The organism is Actinoallomurus vinaceus, assembly GCF_039542055.1.
GTDB classification, from domain to species: Bacteria; Actinomycetota; Actinomycetes; order Streptosporangiales; family Streptosporangiaceae; genus Actinoallomurus; species Actinoallomurus vinaceus.
Genome location: NZ_BAABHK010000018.1, coordinates 45,241 through 61,967, shown reverse-complemented (window position 1 = coordinate 61,967; position 16,727 = coordinate 45,241). Strand labels below are relative to the sequence as shown.

General features: G+C 71.2%; 14 protein-coding genes. 10 read left to right on the top strand and 4 right to left on the bottom strand.

All coding sequences use genetic code 11. From position 1 onward, the window contains the following. The first annotated feature begins 139 nt into the window (after nucleotides 1-139). The 6 genes from ABEA24_RS43345 to ABEA24_RS43320 all read left to right on the top strand — a co-directional run bounded on the left by ABEA24_RS43345 (nucleotide 140) and on the right by ABEA24_RS43320 (nucleotide 6,336). Nucleotides 140-2,380 carry a serine/threonine-protein kinase gene (locus ABEA24_RS43345; protein WP_345439731.1) on the top strand — a complete coding sequence of 747 codons (2,241 nt, stop codon included), beginning with the start codon at nucleotides 140-142 and terminating at the stop codon, nucleotides 2,378-2,380. A 449-nt stretch (nucleotides 2,381-2,829) separates the two neighbouring features. Then, nucleotides 2,830-4,338: a sensor histidine kinase gene (locus ABEA24_RS43340; RefSeq protein ID WP_345439729.1), complete on the top strand. Its 1,509-nt coding sequence runs from the start codon at nucleotides 2,830-2,832 to the stop codon at nucleotides 4,336-4,338. Nucleotides 4,339-4,368: 30 nt separating this feature from the next. Then, complete coding sequence (locus ABEA24_RS43335; RefSeq protein WP_345439727.1) at nucleotides 4,369-4,797, top strand: roadblock/LC7 domain-containing protein; 429 nt, start codon at nucleotides 4,369-4,371, stop codon at nucleotides 4,795-4,797. Nucleotides 4,798-4,799: 2 nt separating this feature from the next. Further along, on the top strand, nucleotides 4,800-5,165 hold the full coding sequence (locus ABEA24_RS43330) for a DUF742 domain-containing protein (protein ID WP_345439725.1): 366 nt from the start codon (nucleotides 4,800-4,802) through the stop codon (nucleotides 5,163-5,165). Continuing rightward, nucleotides 5,146-5,727, top strand: coding sequence for a GTP-binding protein (locus ABEA24_RS43325; protein WP_345439723.1), 582 nt, complete (start codon nucleotides 5,146-5,148; stop codon nucleotides 5,725-5,727). Before ABEA24_RS43330 ends, ABEA24_RS43325 begins: the two co-directional genes overlap by 20 nt. A gap of 66 nt (nucleotides 5,728-5,793) precedes the next feature. Then, entirely contained in the window at nucleotides 5,794-6,336 is a 543-nt protein-coding gene (locus ABEA24_RS43320; RefSeq protein ID WP_345439721.1) for a GAF domain-containing protein, read from the top strand. 22 nt (nucleotides 6,337-6,358) lie between these two features. Here ABEA24_RS43320 and ABEA24_RS43315 read toward each other — a convergent pair whose 3' ends face one another. Next, nucleotides 6,359-7,558, bottom strand: a complete 1,200-nt coding sequence (locus tag ABEA24_RS43315; RefSeq protein ID WP_345439719.1) for an alpha/beta hydrolase — start codon at nucleotides 7,556-7,558, stop codon at nucleotides 6,359-6,361. A gap of 121 nt (nucleotides 7,559-7,679) precedes the next feature. Further along, the gene (locus tag ABEA24_RS43310; protein WP_345439717.1) at nucleotides 7,680-8,444 is read right to left on the bottom strand and encodes an SDR family oxidoreductase; all 765 of its coding nucleotides are present in this window, start codon (nucleotides 8,442-8,444) and stop codon (nucleotides 7,680-7,682) included. A 100-nt stretch (nucleotides 8,445-8,544) separates the two neighbouring features. On the opposite strand from ABEA24_RS43310, the gene ABEA24_RS43305 reads away from it, so the two are divergent. The 3 genes from ABEA24_RS43305 (at nucleotide 8,545) to ABEA24_RS43295 (ending at nucleotide 12,655) form a co-directional block, all read left to right on the top strand. Next, nucleotides 8,545-9,396 carry a helix-turn-helix transcriptional regulator gene (locus ABEA24_RS43305; protein WP_345439715.1) on the top strand — a complete coding sequence of 284 codons (852 nt, stop codon included), beginning with the start codon at nucleotides 8,545-8,547 and terminating at the stop codon, nucleotides 9,394-9,396. 290 nt (nucleotides 9,397-9,686) lie between these two features. After that, on the top strand, nucleotides 9,687-11,498 hold the full coding sequence (locus ABEA24_RS43300) for an arabinofuranosidase catalytic domain-containing protein (RefSeq protein ID WP_345439713.1): 1,812 nt from the start codon (nucleotides 9,687-9,689) through the stop codon (nucleotides 11,496-11,498). A 287-nt stretch (nucleotides 11,499-11,785) separates the two neighbouring features. Next, nucleotides 11,786-12,655 carry an LLM class F420-dependent oxidoreductase gene (locus ABEA24_RS43295; RefSeq protein WP_345439711.1) on the top strand — a complete coding sequence of 290 codons (870 nt, stop codon included), beginning with the start codon at nucleotides 11,786-11,788 and terminating at the stop codon, nucleotides 12,653-12,655. A gap of 69 nt (nucleotides 12,656-12,724) precedes the next feature. Here the strand turns inward: ABEA24_RS43295 and ABEA24_RS43290 are convergent, their stop codons facing one another. Further along, nucleotides 12,725-13,648, bottom strand: a complete 924-nt coding sequence (locus ABEA24_RS43290; protein WP_345439709.1) for an SDR family NAD(P)-dependent oxidoreductase — start codon at nucleotides 13,646-13,648, stop codon at nucleotides 12,725-12,727. 141 nt (nucleotides 13,649-13,789) lie between these two features. On the opposite strand from ABEA24_RS43290, the gene ABEA24_RS43285 reads away from it, so the two are divergent. Further along, nucleotides 13,790-14,659, top strand: coding sequence for a helix-turn-helix transcriptional regulator (locus tag ABEA24_RS43285; RefSeq protein ID WP_345439707.1), 870 nt, complete (start codon nucleotides 13,790-13,792; stop codon nucleotides 14,657-14,659). Nucleotides 14,660-14,711: 52 nt separating this feature from the next. Here the strand turns inward: ABEA24_RS43285 and ABEA24_RS43280 are convergent, their stop codons facing one another. Beyond that, on the bottom strand, nucleotides 14,712-16,706 hold the full coding sequence (locus ABEA24_RS43280; RefSeq protein ID WP_345439705.1) for a putative Ig domain-containing protein: 1,995 nt from the start codon (nucleotides 16,704-16,706) through the stop codon (nucleotides 14,712-14,714). Nucleotides 16,707-16,727 lie beyond the last annotated feature (21 nt).

Sequence of the window (16,727 nt, the reverse complement as noted above, 5' to 3'; positions counted from 1 at the left end):
GCGCCGCGCCGTGGAGCGCACCTTCGGCTGGATCCGGCCAACGAACGACTGAACCCTTTCCGACCTTCCTTGCGTACGGTCAAATGTCCAATAGGCGTCGCACCGTGGCGAGTGGTGCGCGACCGTGTCAGGGAGCGTCATGCCGGATCCGCGCCAACTCCGGGAGGACGAGCCTAAACGGGTGGGCTCGTACCGGCTCACGGACTACCTCGGCGGGGGTGGCCAGGGAGCCGTCTACCGCGGCACGAGCCCGTCCGGGCAGACCGTCGCGGTGAAGGTCCTGCATCGCTGGCTGGTCGGGGACAACGCGGCGCGGCGGCGGTTCGTCGAGGAGATGAGCATCGCCCGCCGGGTGGCCGAGTTCGGCATCGCGCGCGTCCTCGACGTGGGACTCGACCTCGACGTCCCCTACGTCGTGAGCGAGTACGTACCCGGGGAGTCGTTGCACGCGGTGGTCGCCCGGCACGGTCCCCGGGACGTCGGCGCGATCATCCGTCTCGCGTTCGGGACCGCGGCCGGGCTGGCCGCGATCCACCGGGCGGACGTCGTGCACCGTGCTTTCAAGCCGCACAATGTGCTGCTCGGCAGCGATGGTCCCCGCATGATCGATTTCGGCCTTGCCCGCGCCCTCGGAGCCTCGGTAACGGGCTCCGGCGTCGTCGGCACGCCCGCCTACGTGGCACCGGAGCAGGTCGCCGGCCAGGACGCCCTGCCCGCCTCCGACGTGTTCGCCTGGGCGGGGACCATGGTGTTCGCCGCCACCGGGCGACCACCGTTCGGGGACGACCACGTGCCCGCGGTGCTCTGGCGCATCACCAACGCCGAGCCGGTTCTGTCCGGCGTTCCCGACCAGCTCGTGCCGCTGCTCTCCGCCTGCCTGGACAAGGATCCCGACCGGCGGCCGAGCGCCGCCGAACTGGTGTCCGCGTTGATGCGGCTGGACACCCCCGCGCGTGTCGGGGCGGCCGACGATCGACCGGCACGTGACGGCGTCGCACCGCCGACCGGGGCCGTACGGTCCCAGCGGCCCGTGGCGGCGGCACCCGCCCGCACCGGACCCGCCGGCGAGGCCGCCGCGACCGCGACGGATCGCCCCGCGTCCGCCGCGACCGCGACAGATCGCGCCGCGCCTGCCGCGACCGTGACGGATCGCACCGCGACTGCCCCGACCGCGACAGAGCGCCCCGTGTCCGCGGCGGATCGTCCCGCGCACGCCGCCCTGCCCGACCTCGGCAAACCCGTACCGGGCGAGGAGGCGTGGATCCGGCGACCGCGGCGGCGGGCACTCCCGCTGGGCATCGCGGCGTCCGGCGCCGCACTGGCGATCGCGGCCGCGCTCCTCTTCGTTCTGTGGCCGTCCGAGCGGGCAGCGGACATGGCTCAGCACACGCGGACCGCGCCGAGTTCCAGGCACCCGATGGACGTTCCCGCCGTCGGCGCCTCGCTGGGACGGCCGCTGACCCTCGGCGCGGCCGGATCCGTTTCCGCCGTCGCGGAGGCGACCATGTCCGGCAAGCCGGTTCTCGTCGCCGGCGGACAGGACGGAGACCTGCGTGTGTTCGACCGGTCGACCGGCCGGCAGATCGGCGCGCCGCTCACCGGTCACCAGGGCAAGGTCACCGCGCTCGCCGTCGGCACGCTGAACGCCGGGCCGGTCGTCGTCTCGGGCGGCGCCGACCACACGATCAGGGTGTGGGACATCGCCGCGGGCCGTGCGGTCGGCGCCCCCTTCACCGGCGACACCGACACGATCACATCCCTGGCCACCGCGACCGTGAACGGTCGCTCCGTGGTCGTCTCCGGAAGCGCGGACTGGTCCGTGCGCCGCTGGGACATGGCCACCGGCCACCAGATCGGGCCGCCGATCCTCGGCCACAAGAGCCCGGTCACGTCGGTCACCACCGCCACACTGAACGGTAAGCCCGTCGTCGTGGCGGGCTGCGCGGGCAAGATGGTCCGCGCCTGGGACATCGCCTCGGGCGCGGAGATCGGCATGGGCTTCATGGGCCACACCGCGGCGCTGACCTCGGTGGCCGCCGCCACGCTGAACGGCAGGCTCGTCGTCGTCTCGGCCGACGCCGACCGGACCGTGCGGGTTTCGGACCTTGTCACCTGGCATGCGGAGGGCCCCGCGTTCCCGCACCGGCCCAGCGCGGTCACCACGGTGGCCACGGCCGACCTGAACGGACGTGCCGTGGTGCTCACCGGCGAGGGCCGCGCCGTCCACGTGTGGGACCTGGCGACCCGGCGAGAGATCATCCCCCCGCTCACCGGGCCGACGGGTCCGGTGATCTGGGTGACGACCGGCACCGTCGACGGCGTCACGGTCGCGGTGGCGGGAAGCGCCGATGGCACGGTGCGCATGTGGAGGCTTCGGTAAGGGGTGCCCCCCGCATCCTCACCGAGGAGGTCGGCCCGTACACGCGGGGGAGTCCGCCGGCCCACGCCGCACGGCCGTGAACGGCGGTCGGCGGCGTTTTCGGCCTAGAAGACAGGGCTGTGCCGTTTATGCGGCACATCGAGGAATCTGTCGTTTGTCTGCCCCGTACGACGTCGCGCCGACTGAAGTGCACGCATTGCATCGATATGTGTACAGATAACTCAGTATGGTGTCCTCCGTCGACCGGTCCCCCTGCATCAAGGACACCGATGTCTGAGTCGCTCCTGTCTTCTGCTGCCCCCGAACGCCAGGACATTGGGCGCCACAGGCCACCCGGCCGCCGTGAACGACACCGCCGAGCCGACGTTCACGCCGTCCATCTGTGCATTTCCGTCCTTCCCGCGGCCCTTGTGGCGTGCCTGGGGCTGGCCGCGGTGACGGTATTGATCATGGCGGGATCCTCGTCGCCGAAGGCCCGTCTGACACTCGTCGTCACCGCAGCGGGAGCCGTGGCCGTCCTGTGCGGCGCGATCTTCGCCGCCGGCGTGGCGACTCGGCGGCTGCGCCGGATGGTCGTCCCCGCGCCCTCGCCCCCTGGCCCCGAGGACCTGCAGCGACGACTCGGCGAGCTCGCGTACTTGATCTCCCGGGGCCGCGAGGAGCTGAATGTCCTGACGCAGCGGATCGCGGCCGGCGAGGTCGCTCCGCCGCGCGCCGTCGACCCTCGGCCCGCCGCGACCGGCGACCCCATCCTGCATCTGGTCCATGAGGTGCGGAACGCGCAGAGCGAGGCGTGGAACGCTCTCATCAACACGGCCGGCCCGAAACCCGGTGACGGGCCGGAGCGGCGAGTCGAGATCTTCGTCAACCTCTCCCGGCGGATGCAGACCCTGTCCCATCGGGCGATCCAGAGCATCGACGAGCTGGAGAACCGGGTCGAGGATCCGGATCTTCTCAAGGGCCTGTTCCGGATCGATCACCTCACCACCCGCCTCCGCCGCCAGGCCGAGAGCCTCGCCGTGATCGGCGGGGCCGCTCCGCGCCGTCAGTGGAGCAGGCCGGTCACCGTGTACGAGGTGCTGCGCTCGGCCATCGCCGAGGTCGAGCACTACCGCCGCGTCAAAGTGGTGCCGCCGGTCGAGGGGACCCTCGACGGTGGTGCGGTCGCGGACGTCATCCACCTGCTCGCCGAGCTCGTCGAGAACGCCACCAAGTTCGCGCCGCCGGAGACGCAGGTGTTCCTCCGCGTGGAGGTCGTGACCGCCGGCCTGGCCATCGAGATCGAGGACCGCGGACTCGGCATACCGCGGGAGACCCAGCGGCGGCTGAACGACCTCCTCGCCGACCTGGAACGGGTCGACACCGACGAGCTGGTGGCGGAGGGCCGCATCGGACTGCTCGTGGTGTCCGCCCTCTCCCGCCGGCACAAGGTCGCCGTCAGGCTGCAGACGAACATCTACGGCGGCACGCAGGCCGTCGTCGTGATCCCCAACGCGTTGATCGGCCCGGAGACGCCGGAGAGCGGCGCGCATCCTGGGATGCCGCCCGAGTCGGCTCCGGCCCTCTCGTCCGCCACACCGGGCACCTCTTCCTCGTCGACGCCCCCCGTCGCCGTACCGGCCCCGGCCCTGAGCGCCCACGACGCCGCCCAGAGCGTTCCGCCCGAGCCGTGGAGGGCACAGAGCGCGGGCGCGTCCGCCGGGCGGACGGATGGCGGACCCGGGCGTACGGAGCGGGGACCCGTACCCGCCTCCCCGGCGAGCGGTGACCCGCGCCCGGAACTGCCGAGACGTCGCGCTCAGACCAACCTGGTGCCCGAACTCCAGAGCGCTCCCGCGCCCCGGGACGACGACGCGGAGATCGGCCACAACCACGGGCTGATGGCGGCATTCCGGAAGGGAATGCGCAGCGCCCAGGAGGAAGACCCGACGGACGGAACCGGTGGCACCGGTCGATAGCACACATCCCATACGTAGAAGGAGCGTCCATTGAGCGCCGTCTCTCCGAACCAGTCTTCGGATCTTGCCTGGCTGCTGAAGGGGCTGGCCCAGGAGGTCCCTGTCATTCGTGGCAGTGTGCTGCTGTCCGCGGACGGAATGATGAAAGCCGCCCACGGACTGGATCGCGCCAACTCGGAGTACCTCGCCGCACTCGCCTCCGGGCTCTTCTCCATGGCTCGGAGCGCCAGTACGAAATTCGACGGCAGCGCCGACGTCCGCCAGGTCGTGGCCGAACTCGGCTCCAGCCAGCTGTTCATCTCGTGGGCCGGTTTCAATTCGGTCCTCGCGGTGCTGGCGGAGGGGAACGCCGACCCCGCCGTCGTCGGGTACGAGATGGCTCGCTTGATCAAGGCCGTCCGGCCGTTCCTGGACACGGCGGCCCGCCCACCGGCTGCCTCCGGTGATCGGAGCCGGTGACCGTGGCAGCCGATGACGACGAGGTCTGGGTCGATGACGCGGCCGGTCCGCTGATCCGCCCGTACACGGTGAACGGAGGCCGCACCCGCCCCACTGTGGACCTGGACCTGCTCTCATTGGTGATCAGCACCGGCCGGGCCACCCCGGAACCGGACCCGGAGCGCATCAAGGCGCTCGGACTGTGCCACACGCCGGTCTCGGTCGCCGAGGTGGCGGCGCGGATGCGCCTTCCCGTCGCGGTCACCAAGGTCCTCCTCGCCGATCTGGTGGACTGCGGCGCCATCACCACCCGGGCCCCGAGCCTCCCGTCAGCCGTCCCCGACCGAGCCCTCCTGGAGAAGCTGCTCGATGGCCTACAGCGAATCTGACGTCTTCCCCACCCAGGTCAAGATCCTGGTCGCGGGTGGCTTCGGCGTCGGAAAGACGACCTTCGTCGGCGCGACGAGCGAGATCGAGCCGCTGAACACCGAGGAGCTCATCACCACGGCCAGCCTGGGCGTCGACAACCTCAGCGGGACGGAGGAGAAGACGACGACCACCGTGGCCATGGACTTCGGCCGCATCACCATGGACCGGCACGGCATCGTGCTCTACCTCTTCGGAACACCGGGGCAGGAGCGCTTCTGGTTCATGTGGGACGAGTTGTCCGCCGGGGCGCTGGGCGCCGTCATCCTGGCCGACACCCGCCGCCTGCAGGAGTCCTTCGCCGCCATCGACTTCTTCGAGAACCGGGGCATCCCGTTCCTCATCGCGGTCAACGAGTTCGACGACGCCTTCCGTTACGACCCCGAAGAGGTGCGAGCCGCGCTCGAACTCGGCCCGGGCGTGCCGATCGTGCTCTGCGACGCGAGGGACACCCTCTCCGCGACGTCGGCCCTCCGGTCCCTGATCCGGCATCTCCTCGCCGCCCTCCCCGCCCCTTCCGCCTGATCCATCGATGAACCGCCCACCGCGATCCCCCGTTGAACCGCCGGGCATTCAGACGAGGAGTCTGTGATGAGTCAATCCCTCGCCCACCGTCTCGTGACTCCCGTAGACGAGGAGGCGCATCGCCGCGCCGCCCGGCTACGGGAACTGGGCCTGCTCCAGGAGGTGCCCGACCCCGAGTTCGACGAGTTCGCCCGGCGCCTGGCCCAGGAGCTGGACGTGCCATTCGGGTTCGTCAACATCATCGGCCCGACGCGGCAGTATTTCGCCGGGTTGTACCCCTCATCGCGGGACCGGGGCGTCGACCCGATGACCGACCCGTTCCGGGCGATGGGCTGTGACCAGGGGTTCTGTATCTACGTGCGGGCGCGGAAGCATGCGATGGCGCTGGACGAAGTGCTGGACTACCACGTCTTCGCCGGCAATCCGGCGGTGGAGTTGATCGGGGCCCGCTCCTACCTGGGCGCCCCGCTGATGGACGGGACCTTGGCCCTGGGCACCGTCGCCGTCGTGGACACCAGGCCCCGGGAATGGGGCGCGGAGGGGGTCGAGTACATCAAGGCGCGGGCCGCCGAGATCCTCGAGAGAATCCACCGGCGGGCGGGAGCGTAGCGACTTCGATCACGAGATGGGCTCAGCTCGGCGGGGCGAGCTGCCGGAACCAGGTGAGGATCTGCGGCAGGGCCAGCCGGGCGGAGCCGTCGTGGTCGGTCCGCGCCCCGAGGTCGACGAGACCGCCGCCCGACGCAGCCTGGCAGGCCTTGGCGTTGGCGATGGGTACGCTCCGGTCGCCGGTCGCGGCGTAGATCCGTACCGGCACCCGAGGCTTCCACGCGCAGGTGTCGTCGCTCGATCGCATCGCGCGCAGCAGGCCCCCGGCCGGATGCCGGAGCCGGTCGGCGAACGCCGGTGTCAGTAGCCGCTCCGGCGTTGACGGCAGGGACCCGACGACCGTCGCCTCGTCGTGGTGGCCGTCGAAGAGCTGCTTCACCGAAGAGGCGTACGGCTCCTGGAAAGCCTCGGCCGGCCGGCGGTACAGGTGGTAGATCCGGCGCGTCGACGCCAGCCAGTAGGCGAGGTCGAAGACCGCCTGGCGCTGGGCGAGCCGCCCGTCCAGCTCGGCCGGCACCTGGACGTGCTCGAGGTCGAACGGCCCGCTCACCGGCGCCACCGCGGCCGGCCCGAAGTGCGGCACCTTGCCGGCCTGGAGCTTCTCGCCGAGCGCCATCGCGGCCGGCCCGCCCTGCGAGAAGCCGGTGACCAGCACCTTCGGATCGAGCGTGCGATGCTGTCGGCGCGCGACCGTACGCGCCGCGCGCAGCAGGTCCACCGACGCGTTGAGCTCGGAGGACACGTGCTCGTACGGATGACGGCCGACGCCCTTGCCGAGGCCCAGATAGTCGGGCGCCACCACGGCGTAGCCGGCGGCGGCGAACATGATCGCCCGTGCGCGATCCGGCTGTGTGGCGTCCACGGACGGGGCGGTTCGCCGGGCCGTCAGCCTGCCGTGCTCGTACGCGACCAGCCGCAGTCGGCGGGCGCTGTCGCCGGGCAGGACGAGGAGCCCGCTCGCGGGCGTCGAACCGCCTCGCGTGTTGACCGTCCGGTAGAGCACCCGGTACGCGTCGACGCCGTTTTGAACCGGCGAGGCGATCTTCGCCTTCGTCAGGATGGCGGTGGTCTCCGCGCCGGACAGGTGTGCGACGCGGACGGTGGACATCACGGCGCCGCGCGCGTAATGGTCGGCCGTGCGCGCCGCCAGCCCGGCGAAGACCAGCAGCCCCGAGCAGGAGAGGATGGTGACGGAACGATCGAATATGCCGCTGACTCTCACTGCCGTCTCGGTGCCTCGGTGTGTCTCGGGTGAACGTAACGTTTTACCGTCCCATCGCCAACGGCAGGCGAGGGCAATGGAACGACGACGTGAACGTCCGGCGTCGGTGGTGCGGGTCCGGTTATTCGCCGTGCGGGTCGGAGGCGTTGAGCGTCTGGACGACCTGGTCGTAGTCGCCGCGGGCCTCGGCGTAGCGCAGGAACTTCACGCGTTCGACCTGGATCTCCTTCGCGTCGGGCTGGGCCTCGATCAGCGCGATGACCTCCGCCACGTACTCCTCGAGCGGGACCGCGAACTCGCTCTCCTCCTGGCCGGGCAGCAGCGCGGTGCGGACGGCCGGCGGCTCGAGTTCCACGATCTTCACGGTCGTGTCGGCGAGCTGCAGCCGGATCGACTCACTGAGCATGTGGATGGCGGCCTTCGAGGCGTTGTAGCTCGGGGTCACCTTGAGCGGCGCGAACGCGAGACCCGAGGAGACGGTCATGATCGTGGCGTCCGGCTGCGCCTGCAGGTGCTCGACGAACGCGGCGATGAGCCGGATCGGGCCGAGCACGTTGGTCGTCACGATGGACTCGGCGGAGGCCAGGAACGACTCAGGCCTGTGCCAGTCCTCGATGCGCATGATGCCGGCCATCGTGACCAGGACATTGAGGCCGGGATGCTTCGCCAGCACCTCTTTCGCGGCGGAGTCGATGCTCGCGGCGTCCGCCGTGTCGATCCGCACCGTGTCGATGCCGGGGTGCTCCGCGGCGATCCGCTCGAGCAGTTCGACGCGTCGGCCGCCGACGATGACGGTGTTCCCCCTGGCCTGCAGTTCGAGGGCGAGGGCGAGACCGATGCCGCTGGTGGCGCCGGGGATGAAGACGGTGTTTCCGGAGATGTTCATACTTCGAGTCTGGCCGGTCGGCCGCTGGGAGGTACAGAGACCCGTTATCGGGGGATCGGCGATCCCTGGCTCGCCCGGGGCGCCGCCCGATAATGGACATATGGATCGTGCATCACTGGCGGACTTCCTGCGCCGCCGCCGGGAGGCGCTGCGGCCCGAGGACGTCGGGCTGCCCCCGGGCGCGCGCCGCCGCGCCCCGGGCCTGAGGCGTGAGGAGGTCGCGGCCCTCGCCGTGATGTCGACCGACTATTACACGCGGCTCGAGCAGCAGCGCGGCCCGCAGCCGAGCGAGCAGATGCTCGCGTCGCTCGCCCGGGCGCTGCGGCTGACCGGCGACGAGCGCGCCTACCTGTTCCGGGTGGCCGGGCGGGGCACTCCGGCATCGGTGTCGACCGCGACGCATGTCGCCCCGGCGCTGCTGCGGGTGCTGGACCGCCTGGACGACACCCCGGCGCTCATCCTGTCCGATCTGGGCGAGACGCTCGTGCAGAACCAGATGGCCGCGGCCCTGTTCGGCGACGAGACGGGCTACACGGGCCTCGCCCGCAGCGGGATCTACCGGTGGTTCACCGACCCCTCCGAGCGGCTGCGCTATCCCGAGGGCGACCGCGACCGGCAGAGCCGCGCCCAGGTCGCGAACCTGCGTGCCGCCTACGGGTCGATGGGCCCGCAGTCGCGCGCGGGCGAGCTCGTACGGGCGCTGCGGAAGGCGAGCGCGGAGTTCGCCGAGCTGTGGGAGCGGCACGAGGTGGCAAAGCGCTTCGAGGACCACAAGACGCTTATCCATCCCGAGCTCGGCGCGATCGAGGTGGACTGCCAGGTGCTGTTCACCGAGGACCAGTCGCAGGCGCTGCTCGTGCTCACCGCCGCTCCGCATACCGAGGGCTACGAGAAGCTGCGGCTGCTCGCGGTGCTGGGGCGACAGCGCTTCACCGACGCCGAAATCAACTGAAACGAACATCGATGCTCGCCGATTCCAACAAGTTCGCGAGCGTATTGACCTAACCGTTAAGACTGTTTACTGTCAATTCAACATCGCGATGTCACCCTGCCATCGAGTCTGCCCGCGCCGGCCAGCGCAGACGATTCAGCGTTCCTCCGCCCCCTGGAGCCCTCGCCATGCGCAGACATCGCCCTGCCCCACGCGTGACTGCCGCCGCCCGCCGAGCCGCCGCACCGATCGAGGATGAACCGTACGCACACCGCACCCGCCCCACCGCCAGGGGCCGGTCCATCCGGTGCGTGGTGTCCTTCATCGGTGCGATCGCGGCCCTCATCCTCGGTATGTCAGGCCTGTCCGGTACGGCGCAGGCCGCCGCCTCCCTGCCGTGCGACATCTACGGCGCCGCGGGCACGCCCTGCGTCGCCGCGCACAGCACCGTACGGGCCCTGTTCGGCTCGTACGCGGGCCCGCTCTACCAGTTGACCCGCGCGTCCGACCACGCCACCCATGACGTGGGCGTGCTCTCGGCGGGCGGCTATGCCGACGTGGCCGACCACGACGCGTTCTGCAACGGCACGACGTGCGGCATCACGAAGATCTACGACCAGTCGTCCCGGCACAACGATCTGACCCCGTCCCCGGCGGGCACGGCCGGCACCGGCGCCGACTCCCCGGCGGACGCGAGCGAGATCGCCGTCACCGCCGGCGGGCACAAGGCGTACGGCGTGTGGATCTCCCCGCAGCACGGCTACCGGCACGCCGTCGGATCCGGCGTCGCGCAGAACGGCCAGCCCGAGGGCATGTACATGGTCGCGAGCGGCACGCACGTCGGGTCCGCGTGCTGCTTCGACTACGGCAACGCCGAGGCGGTCCCGGCCGACACCGGCAACGGCCACATGGACGCCGTGAGCATCGCGACCACCTGCTATTTCGCGCCGTGTACGGGCTCGGGGCCGTGGGTGGAGGCCGACCTGGAGAACGGCATGTTCCAGGGGGCCAACGGCTCCAACACCGCCAACCTGGGCAACAACAGCACCTACGTCACGGCGCTGTTGAAGAACAACGGCCAGACCACGTACGCCCTCAAAGGCGGCGACGCGCAATCCGGCGGCCTGACGACGTGGTGGAACGGCGCGCTGCCGAACCGCGGCGGCTACATCCCGATGCACCAGGAAGGCTCGATCATCCTGGGCACGGGCGGGGACAACAGCAACTGGAACATGGGCACCTTCTTCGAAGGCGTGATGACCTCCGGCTACCCGACAGACGCCGCCGACAACGCCGTGCAGGCCAACATCGTCTCGGTCGGCTACTCCGGGCAGACCAACGTGCCGAACGGCCCGCAGGGCACGGTCACCGGACCGGGCGGCAAATGCGTCGACGTCATCGGCGACGACACCGGCGCCGACGGCACCGCCGTCAATCTCTGGGACTGCCAGTCCTACGCCGAGGACCAGCACTGGGAGCACTTCGCCGACAATTCGCTGCGCACCCTCGGCCGCTGTCTCGACGTCGCCGGCGGCGGCACCGCGAACAAGACGCAGGTCCAGTTGGCGAACTGCAACGGGGGCGGCGCCCAGGTCTGGCTGCAACAGGCCGACGGCTCGCTGCGCAACCCCCAGTCCGGGCGCTGCCTGGACTCGCCGAGCGGAGCCACCGACAACGGCACGCGGCTGCAGATCTACGACTGCAACGGCGCCGCCGCGCAGAAGTTCGCGGTCAACGGCGGTGGCGTGGCTCTCGGCCCCGGCGGCAAATGCGTCGACGTTCTCGGCGATGACACGGGCGGCAACAGCACTGCCATCAACCTCTGGGACTGCCAGTCCTACGCCGTGGACCAGCACTGGGTGCACCAGTCCAACGGCGCTCTGCGCACCCTCGGCCGCTGTCTCGACGTCACCGGCAACGGCACGGCGAACAACACGCAGGTGCAGTTGTGGGACTGCAACGGCGGGGGCGCCCAGGTCTGGCAGCAGCAGTCCGACGGCTCGCTGCGCAACCCCCAGTCCGGGCGCTGCCTGGACTCGCCGAGCGGAGCGACCGACAACGGCACGCGACTGCAGATCTACGACTGCAACGGCTCCCCGGCGCAGAAATTCACCCTGAGTTAGGCGACCCACCCCGGGCGAGGCCCGCCGATCCGGCGGGCCTCGCCACCGGGACCGCTCGCCCTGGAGATCAGAGCAGCACGCCTCTGGGCAGGCGGTGATCCTAACCAGTTCGACTGGCGCGCCCAGGCCAGTGGCCTCGGCGCGCTCGACGGCGCACGCTGATCCAGCCGATGAGCCGCCCCGGCTTGCCAGACGGTCCAGGCCGATCCAGCGGATGAGTCGACCCCCGGGGCGCGCCGACGGCAGGGTGCTTGAGTTTCGCCCGGCCGTCGGCGAGCGTCTCGTCCATGCAGGTGGGGTTGCACGCGCTGGGCATCGGGGACGGCGCCCGCCCGGAGATCGTACGCGCCGTGGCGGAGGCCGCCGAGGCGCACGGCTTCGCGAGGCTGTGGTCGGGCGAGCACGTGGTCCTGGTCGACGCGCCGGCGTCCCGCTACCCCTACTCCGCCGACGGACGGATCGCCGTCCCCGTCGACGCGGACTGGCTGGACCCGTTCCTCACTCTGAGTTTCGCCGCGGCCGTGACGACCACGATCGGGCTGGCCACGGGCGTGCTGCTGCTGCCCGAGCACAACCCGGTCGTGGTCGCCAAGCAGGCCGCGACGCTGGACGTGCTCTCCGGCGGGAGGCTCACGCTCGGGATCGGTGTCGGCTGGTCGGCCGAAGAGTTCGCCGCGCTCGGCGTCCCCTTCGCCCATCGCGGCCGGCGCACAGCGGAGTACGTCGCCGCGATGCGCACTCTGTGGGCGAACGATGTAGCGTCGTTCGACGGGGAGTTCGTTCGCTTCGACGCGATCCGGGTCAATCCCAAGCCGGCGCGCGGCCGGCGGATCCCGGTCGTGGTCGGTGGGAACAGCGACGCGGCACTGCGCCGGGTCGCCACCCTCGGCGATGGCTGGTACGGGTTCAACCTCCCCGCCGCGGCCGTCGCCGAGCGCGTCACCGCCCTCGCGGCGGAATGCGCGCGTCAGGGCCGCTCGCCGGCGGAGCCGACCGTCGCGGTCGCGCTGAGCGACGGCAGCCCCGACCTGCTGTCCGACCTGGCCGAGATCGGCGTGACCGAGCTGGTCGTGGTCGAGGCACCGCCGGCGACACCGGAAGCGGCCACCCGATGGGTCGCCGACCTCGCCGACCGCTGGATCACTCCCGGTCGCTGAGCAGGGCCGCCGTTCTGCGGCAGCGGCCCGGGACCGTCGCCCCGGCCGTCGGTGCGGACGGGCTGTGGATCAGGCGACGTACGCTGCGGTGAGCCGTTCGACGGCGTCCCACAGCTCGCGTTCGCGCCGCGGGTCGTACGACTCCTCCGACGACCGGACCACCCGGCCGCGGTCGACGTAGGACCCGGTCGGCGCCTTGGTCGTGCCCAGGACGACGTCGGCGAGGTATCGCCCCGCGGCGCCGCGGCCGGTCGCGAACGGGGTGAGCACCATCACCGGCAGGATGCGGCGCATCGCGAACCGGGAGAGGGGACCGGCGTTGCGGGCGAGGCCCGTGCCGGGGACGAGCCCCGGGTTGTAGGCGACGACGTCGATCCCGCCCGGCAGGCGGCGCGCGTACTCGTGCACGAGGTGGATGGCGGCCAGTTTGCTCGTCGAGTACGCGGTGCGCCCGGCCGCCGTGGTGGCCGGCTTGGAGAACGCACCCGTACGGGCGAGGACGTCCGGCGACCGCCACACCGGGCCGGGAACGATACCCAGGTTGTGCTTGAAATCGCCGAAATGGGTGTCGCTGACGGTGATCACAATCCGGGCGGAAGCGGCGAAGCGGTCCTCGAGCAGGCGGACGAACAGGTGGTTGGCGAGCACGTTGATCGCGAAGGTGGACTCGAATCCGTCGGGTCCCTCGGTGAGCGCGTTCGTGTACTGCACGCCCGCGTTGCCCACGAAGCCGCGCAGCGGCGGCAGGTCACCACGGTCGAGCCGGTCTCGGATCTCGGTGGCGGCCGACCGGACGCTCTCGAGCGAGCCGAGGTCCGCCGTGACGTACGAGACCGCGCGTCCGCCGGCGCCGAGCTCCGCGGACAGCCGCGCGCCGGAGGAGCCTCGGGCGACGACGAGCAGGTGCACGTCCGGCGACTCGCGCAGGATGCACTCCGCACCGGCACGGCCGATGCCGCGGCCGGCGCCCGTCATGACGATGGTGGACCGCATGGGGCTCCTTCACTCGTCAGCCGCCGGTTCGGGCGCATCCCTCAACGTTCGCCGCCCTCGCCGCCGCTGGCCAGTACTCTGCCCGTCACTAGGACCGGCAGTACCCAGGCTCGTTCCGCGCCGAGCCGCGAGAATGGACCCATGACCGTCCCCCGCTCCGGCTTCGGCGCACTCCTGCACGCCTGGCGTGACCGCCTCTCTCCCGCCGACGCCGGCTTCACCGTGGCGGCCGGCCGTCGTGCCCCGGGACTGCGCCGCGAGGAGCTCGCGCAGCTGGCCGGGCTCTCGGTCGACTACGTCCTGCGGCTGGAGCAGGGGCGTGCGAAGAATCCCTCGGCCCAGGTCGTCGGCGCCCTCGCCCGGGCCCTTCAGCTCTCCCGGGCCGAGCGCGACCGGCTGTACCGGAGCGCCGGGCTCCTGCCGCCACAGGACGGGACGATCAACACCCACGTGCCCCCGGGCGTCCAACGGCTCGTCGCGCGCCTCGGAGACGTCCCGATCGGCGTGTTCGCCGCCGACTGGACCCTCGTGTGGTGGAACCCTCTGTGGAGCGCCCTGATCGGCGACCCCACCATGGTCCCGGCCGGCGAGCGGAACCTCGCGCGCGCCATTTTCGGCAACGGCGCGGCTCACGCCGCGATGCGTCCCGTCCGGTCCGAACGCGACGAGGACGCCTTCGCGGCGTCGATCGTCGCCGATCTCAAGGACGCCGTGTCCCGCTATCCCGAGGACGCCCGGCTCGATGACCTCGTGCGGGACCTCCGAGGAGCATCCGGCGCCTTCGCTCATCACTGGGCCACGGCGACGGCGGCCCAGCACACGACCGACCGGAAGACGATCCTGCATCCGGAGATCGGCGAGATCGAGCTCGACTGCGACGTCCTCATCGTTCCGGGCGCGGACCTGCGCATGGTCACCTACACGGCGGCGACCGGAAGCAGCGACGCGGGGAAGCTCGACCTTCTTCGCGTCACCGGCGGCCGTACCGCCACCGAGCCTTCTGCTCGGTGAGCATTGAGAGGGCCCCGCGCGTGAGAACGCGCGGGGCCCCGATGGATCACGGTCAGGATGCGTTGATGGCGACGTCGTCGAGCACGAAGCTGGTCTGCAGTGCCGAGTCCTCGGTGCCGCTGAACGATAGCGTCACCGTCTGCCCGGCGTAGGACGACACGTCGAAGGTCTTGTTGACGTATCCGGAGGCGGCGTTGGCGTTGCTGTAGGTCGCCAGGGTGGTGCTGCCGATCTTGACGGTCAGCTTGTCGTAGACGGTGCTGCCGGACTCGCTGGTGTCGATGTGCAGGTAGAAGCTGAGCGAGGCCTTGCAGCCGGACGGGATGGTCACCGACTGGGTCGCGCTGTCGGTGTGGGTGGTGCCGTATCCGTCGAGCCAGGCGAAGTAGGTGCCGGAGTGGGCGGTCTCACCGCTGCCGTTGGCCGAGACGACGCCGGAGGTCGTCGTCCAGGGCGTGGTGCCGGACTCGAAGCCACCGTTGCTCACCTTGTTACCCGGCGAGGAGCATCCTCCGCCGACCGCATTGACGGTCCAGGTGAACGAGGCCGACCCGGAGGCGCTTGTGGAGTCCTTCGCGGTGACGGTGACGTTCGAGGTGCCCGCGGTGGTAGGCGTGCCGGAGATCAGGCCGGTCGAGGCGTTGATCGACAGCCCGGCGGGCAGGCCCGTCGCGCTGTAGGTCAGCGTCTGGCCCGAGGCGGAGTCCGTCGCCTGGATCTGCAGGCTGACCGCCGTGCCGACCGTACCGGTCTGGCTGCCCGGGTTGGTCACCGTGACGGTGTTGCCGCCGGTGGAGCCGCTGCCGAACGCCGTCGTTCCGTTCGGGGTGCCGAGCCCGGTCGGGCCGTCGTACCCGGAACCGGCCGTGCACAGGTACGAGGGGCTGCACGACCCGTTGCTGCCGGAGGTGACGTCGTTGAGGTTGCCGGTGTGGGCGTACGGATAGGACGCCGGGTAGGCCCCGGACGCGGGCGGGCCCGCCAGGGCGTACACGCCGGCGATGATCGGCGACGACGCGCTGGTGCCGCCGACGACCAGCCATCCGCCCGTCCCGTAGGTGTCGTAGACCGCGAGGCCGGTGTTCGGGTCGGCGACGGCGGAGACGTCGGCCACCGACCGCCGGGAGCAGCCCGAGTCCTTCTGCCAGGACGGCTTCGGGTCGTAGGAAGAGCAGCCGGATCCCGCGCCGGACCAGGCCGACTCGCTCCAGCCGCGCGTGTTCGAGGCCCGGGACAGCGAGGTCCCGCCGACCGCGGTGACGTACTGCGACGCCGCCGGGTACTCGACCCCGTACCCGCTGTCGCCCGAGGACACCGTGATCGCGACGCCCGGGTGGTTGAAGTACGTGGTGTCGGTGCTCGTGTCGCTGGAGTCCTCCGAGCCGCCGTAGCTGTTCGACACGTACTTGGCGCCCAGGGAGACCGCGGTGTTGACCGCCGTGCCGAGGTCGTCGGTGGACGGCTGGCTGGCCTCGACGAGCAGGATGTGGCAGTTCGGGCAGACGGCGGAGACCATGTCGAGGTCGAGCGACTCCTCTTCGGCCCAGCCGGAGTCGGCGGTCGGCAGGCTGCTGCCGCCGTTCTCGTTGACCTTCTTGAAGCAGCCGTTCGCGGTCGTGCAGGCGGACAGGCCGTACTGGGAGCGGTAGGTCCCCAGGTCGGACTCGGCGTTGGGGTCGTCGTAGGCGTCGACGATGGCGACGGTCTGCCCCGATCCGGCGGATGAGGACGACAGGGCGTACGCGCTCTGCAGGTCGGAGGGGCCGAACCCGGAGGGTGCGAGGTTCGGCTGGATTCCCTTGCGCGCGGTCACGTCGGTACGGACGAGCGAGAGGCAGGCCATCCGGCCGGCGCGGGTGGGGGCCGCGCACGCCCGCTTGACGGGTGCGGACAGGTGCGGTGCGGCGGCGGCAGGCCGGGCGGCGGAGGGGGCCGTGGAAGCGTGCGCCGGTGCGGTGGTGGTCAGGAGGGCGGCGGGCAGGGCGAGCGCGGCCATGAGGGTGAGGCCGATGCGCCGCAGACGAGTGCGGGTTGATGGGGGTGACATCCTTGCTCCCTTTCTGGCGGG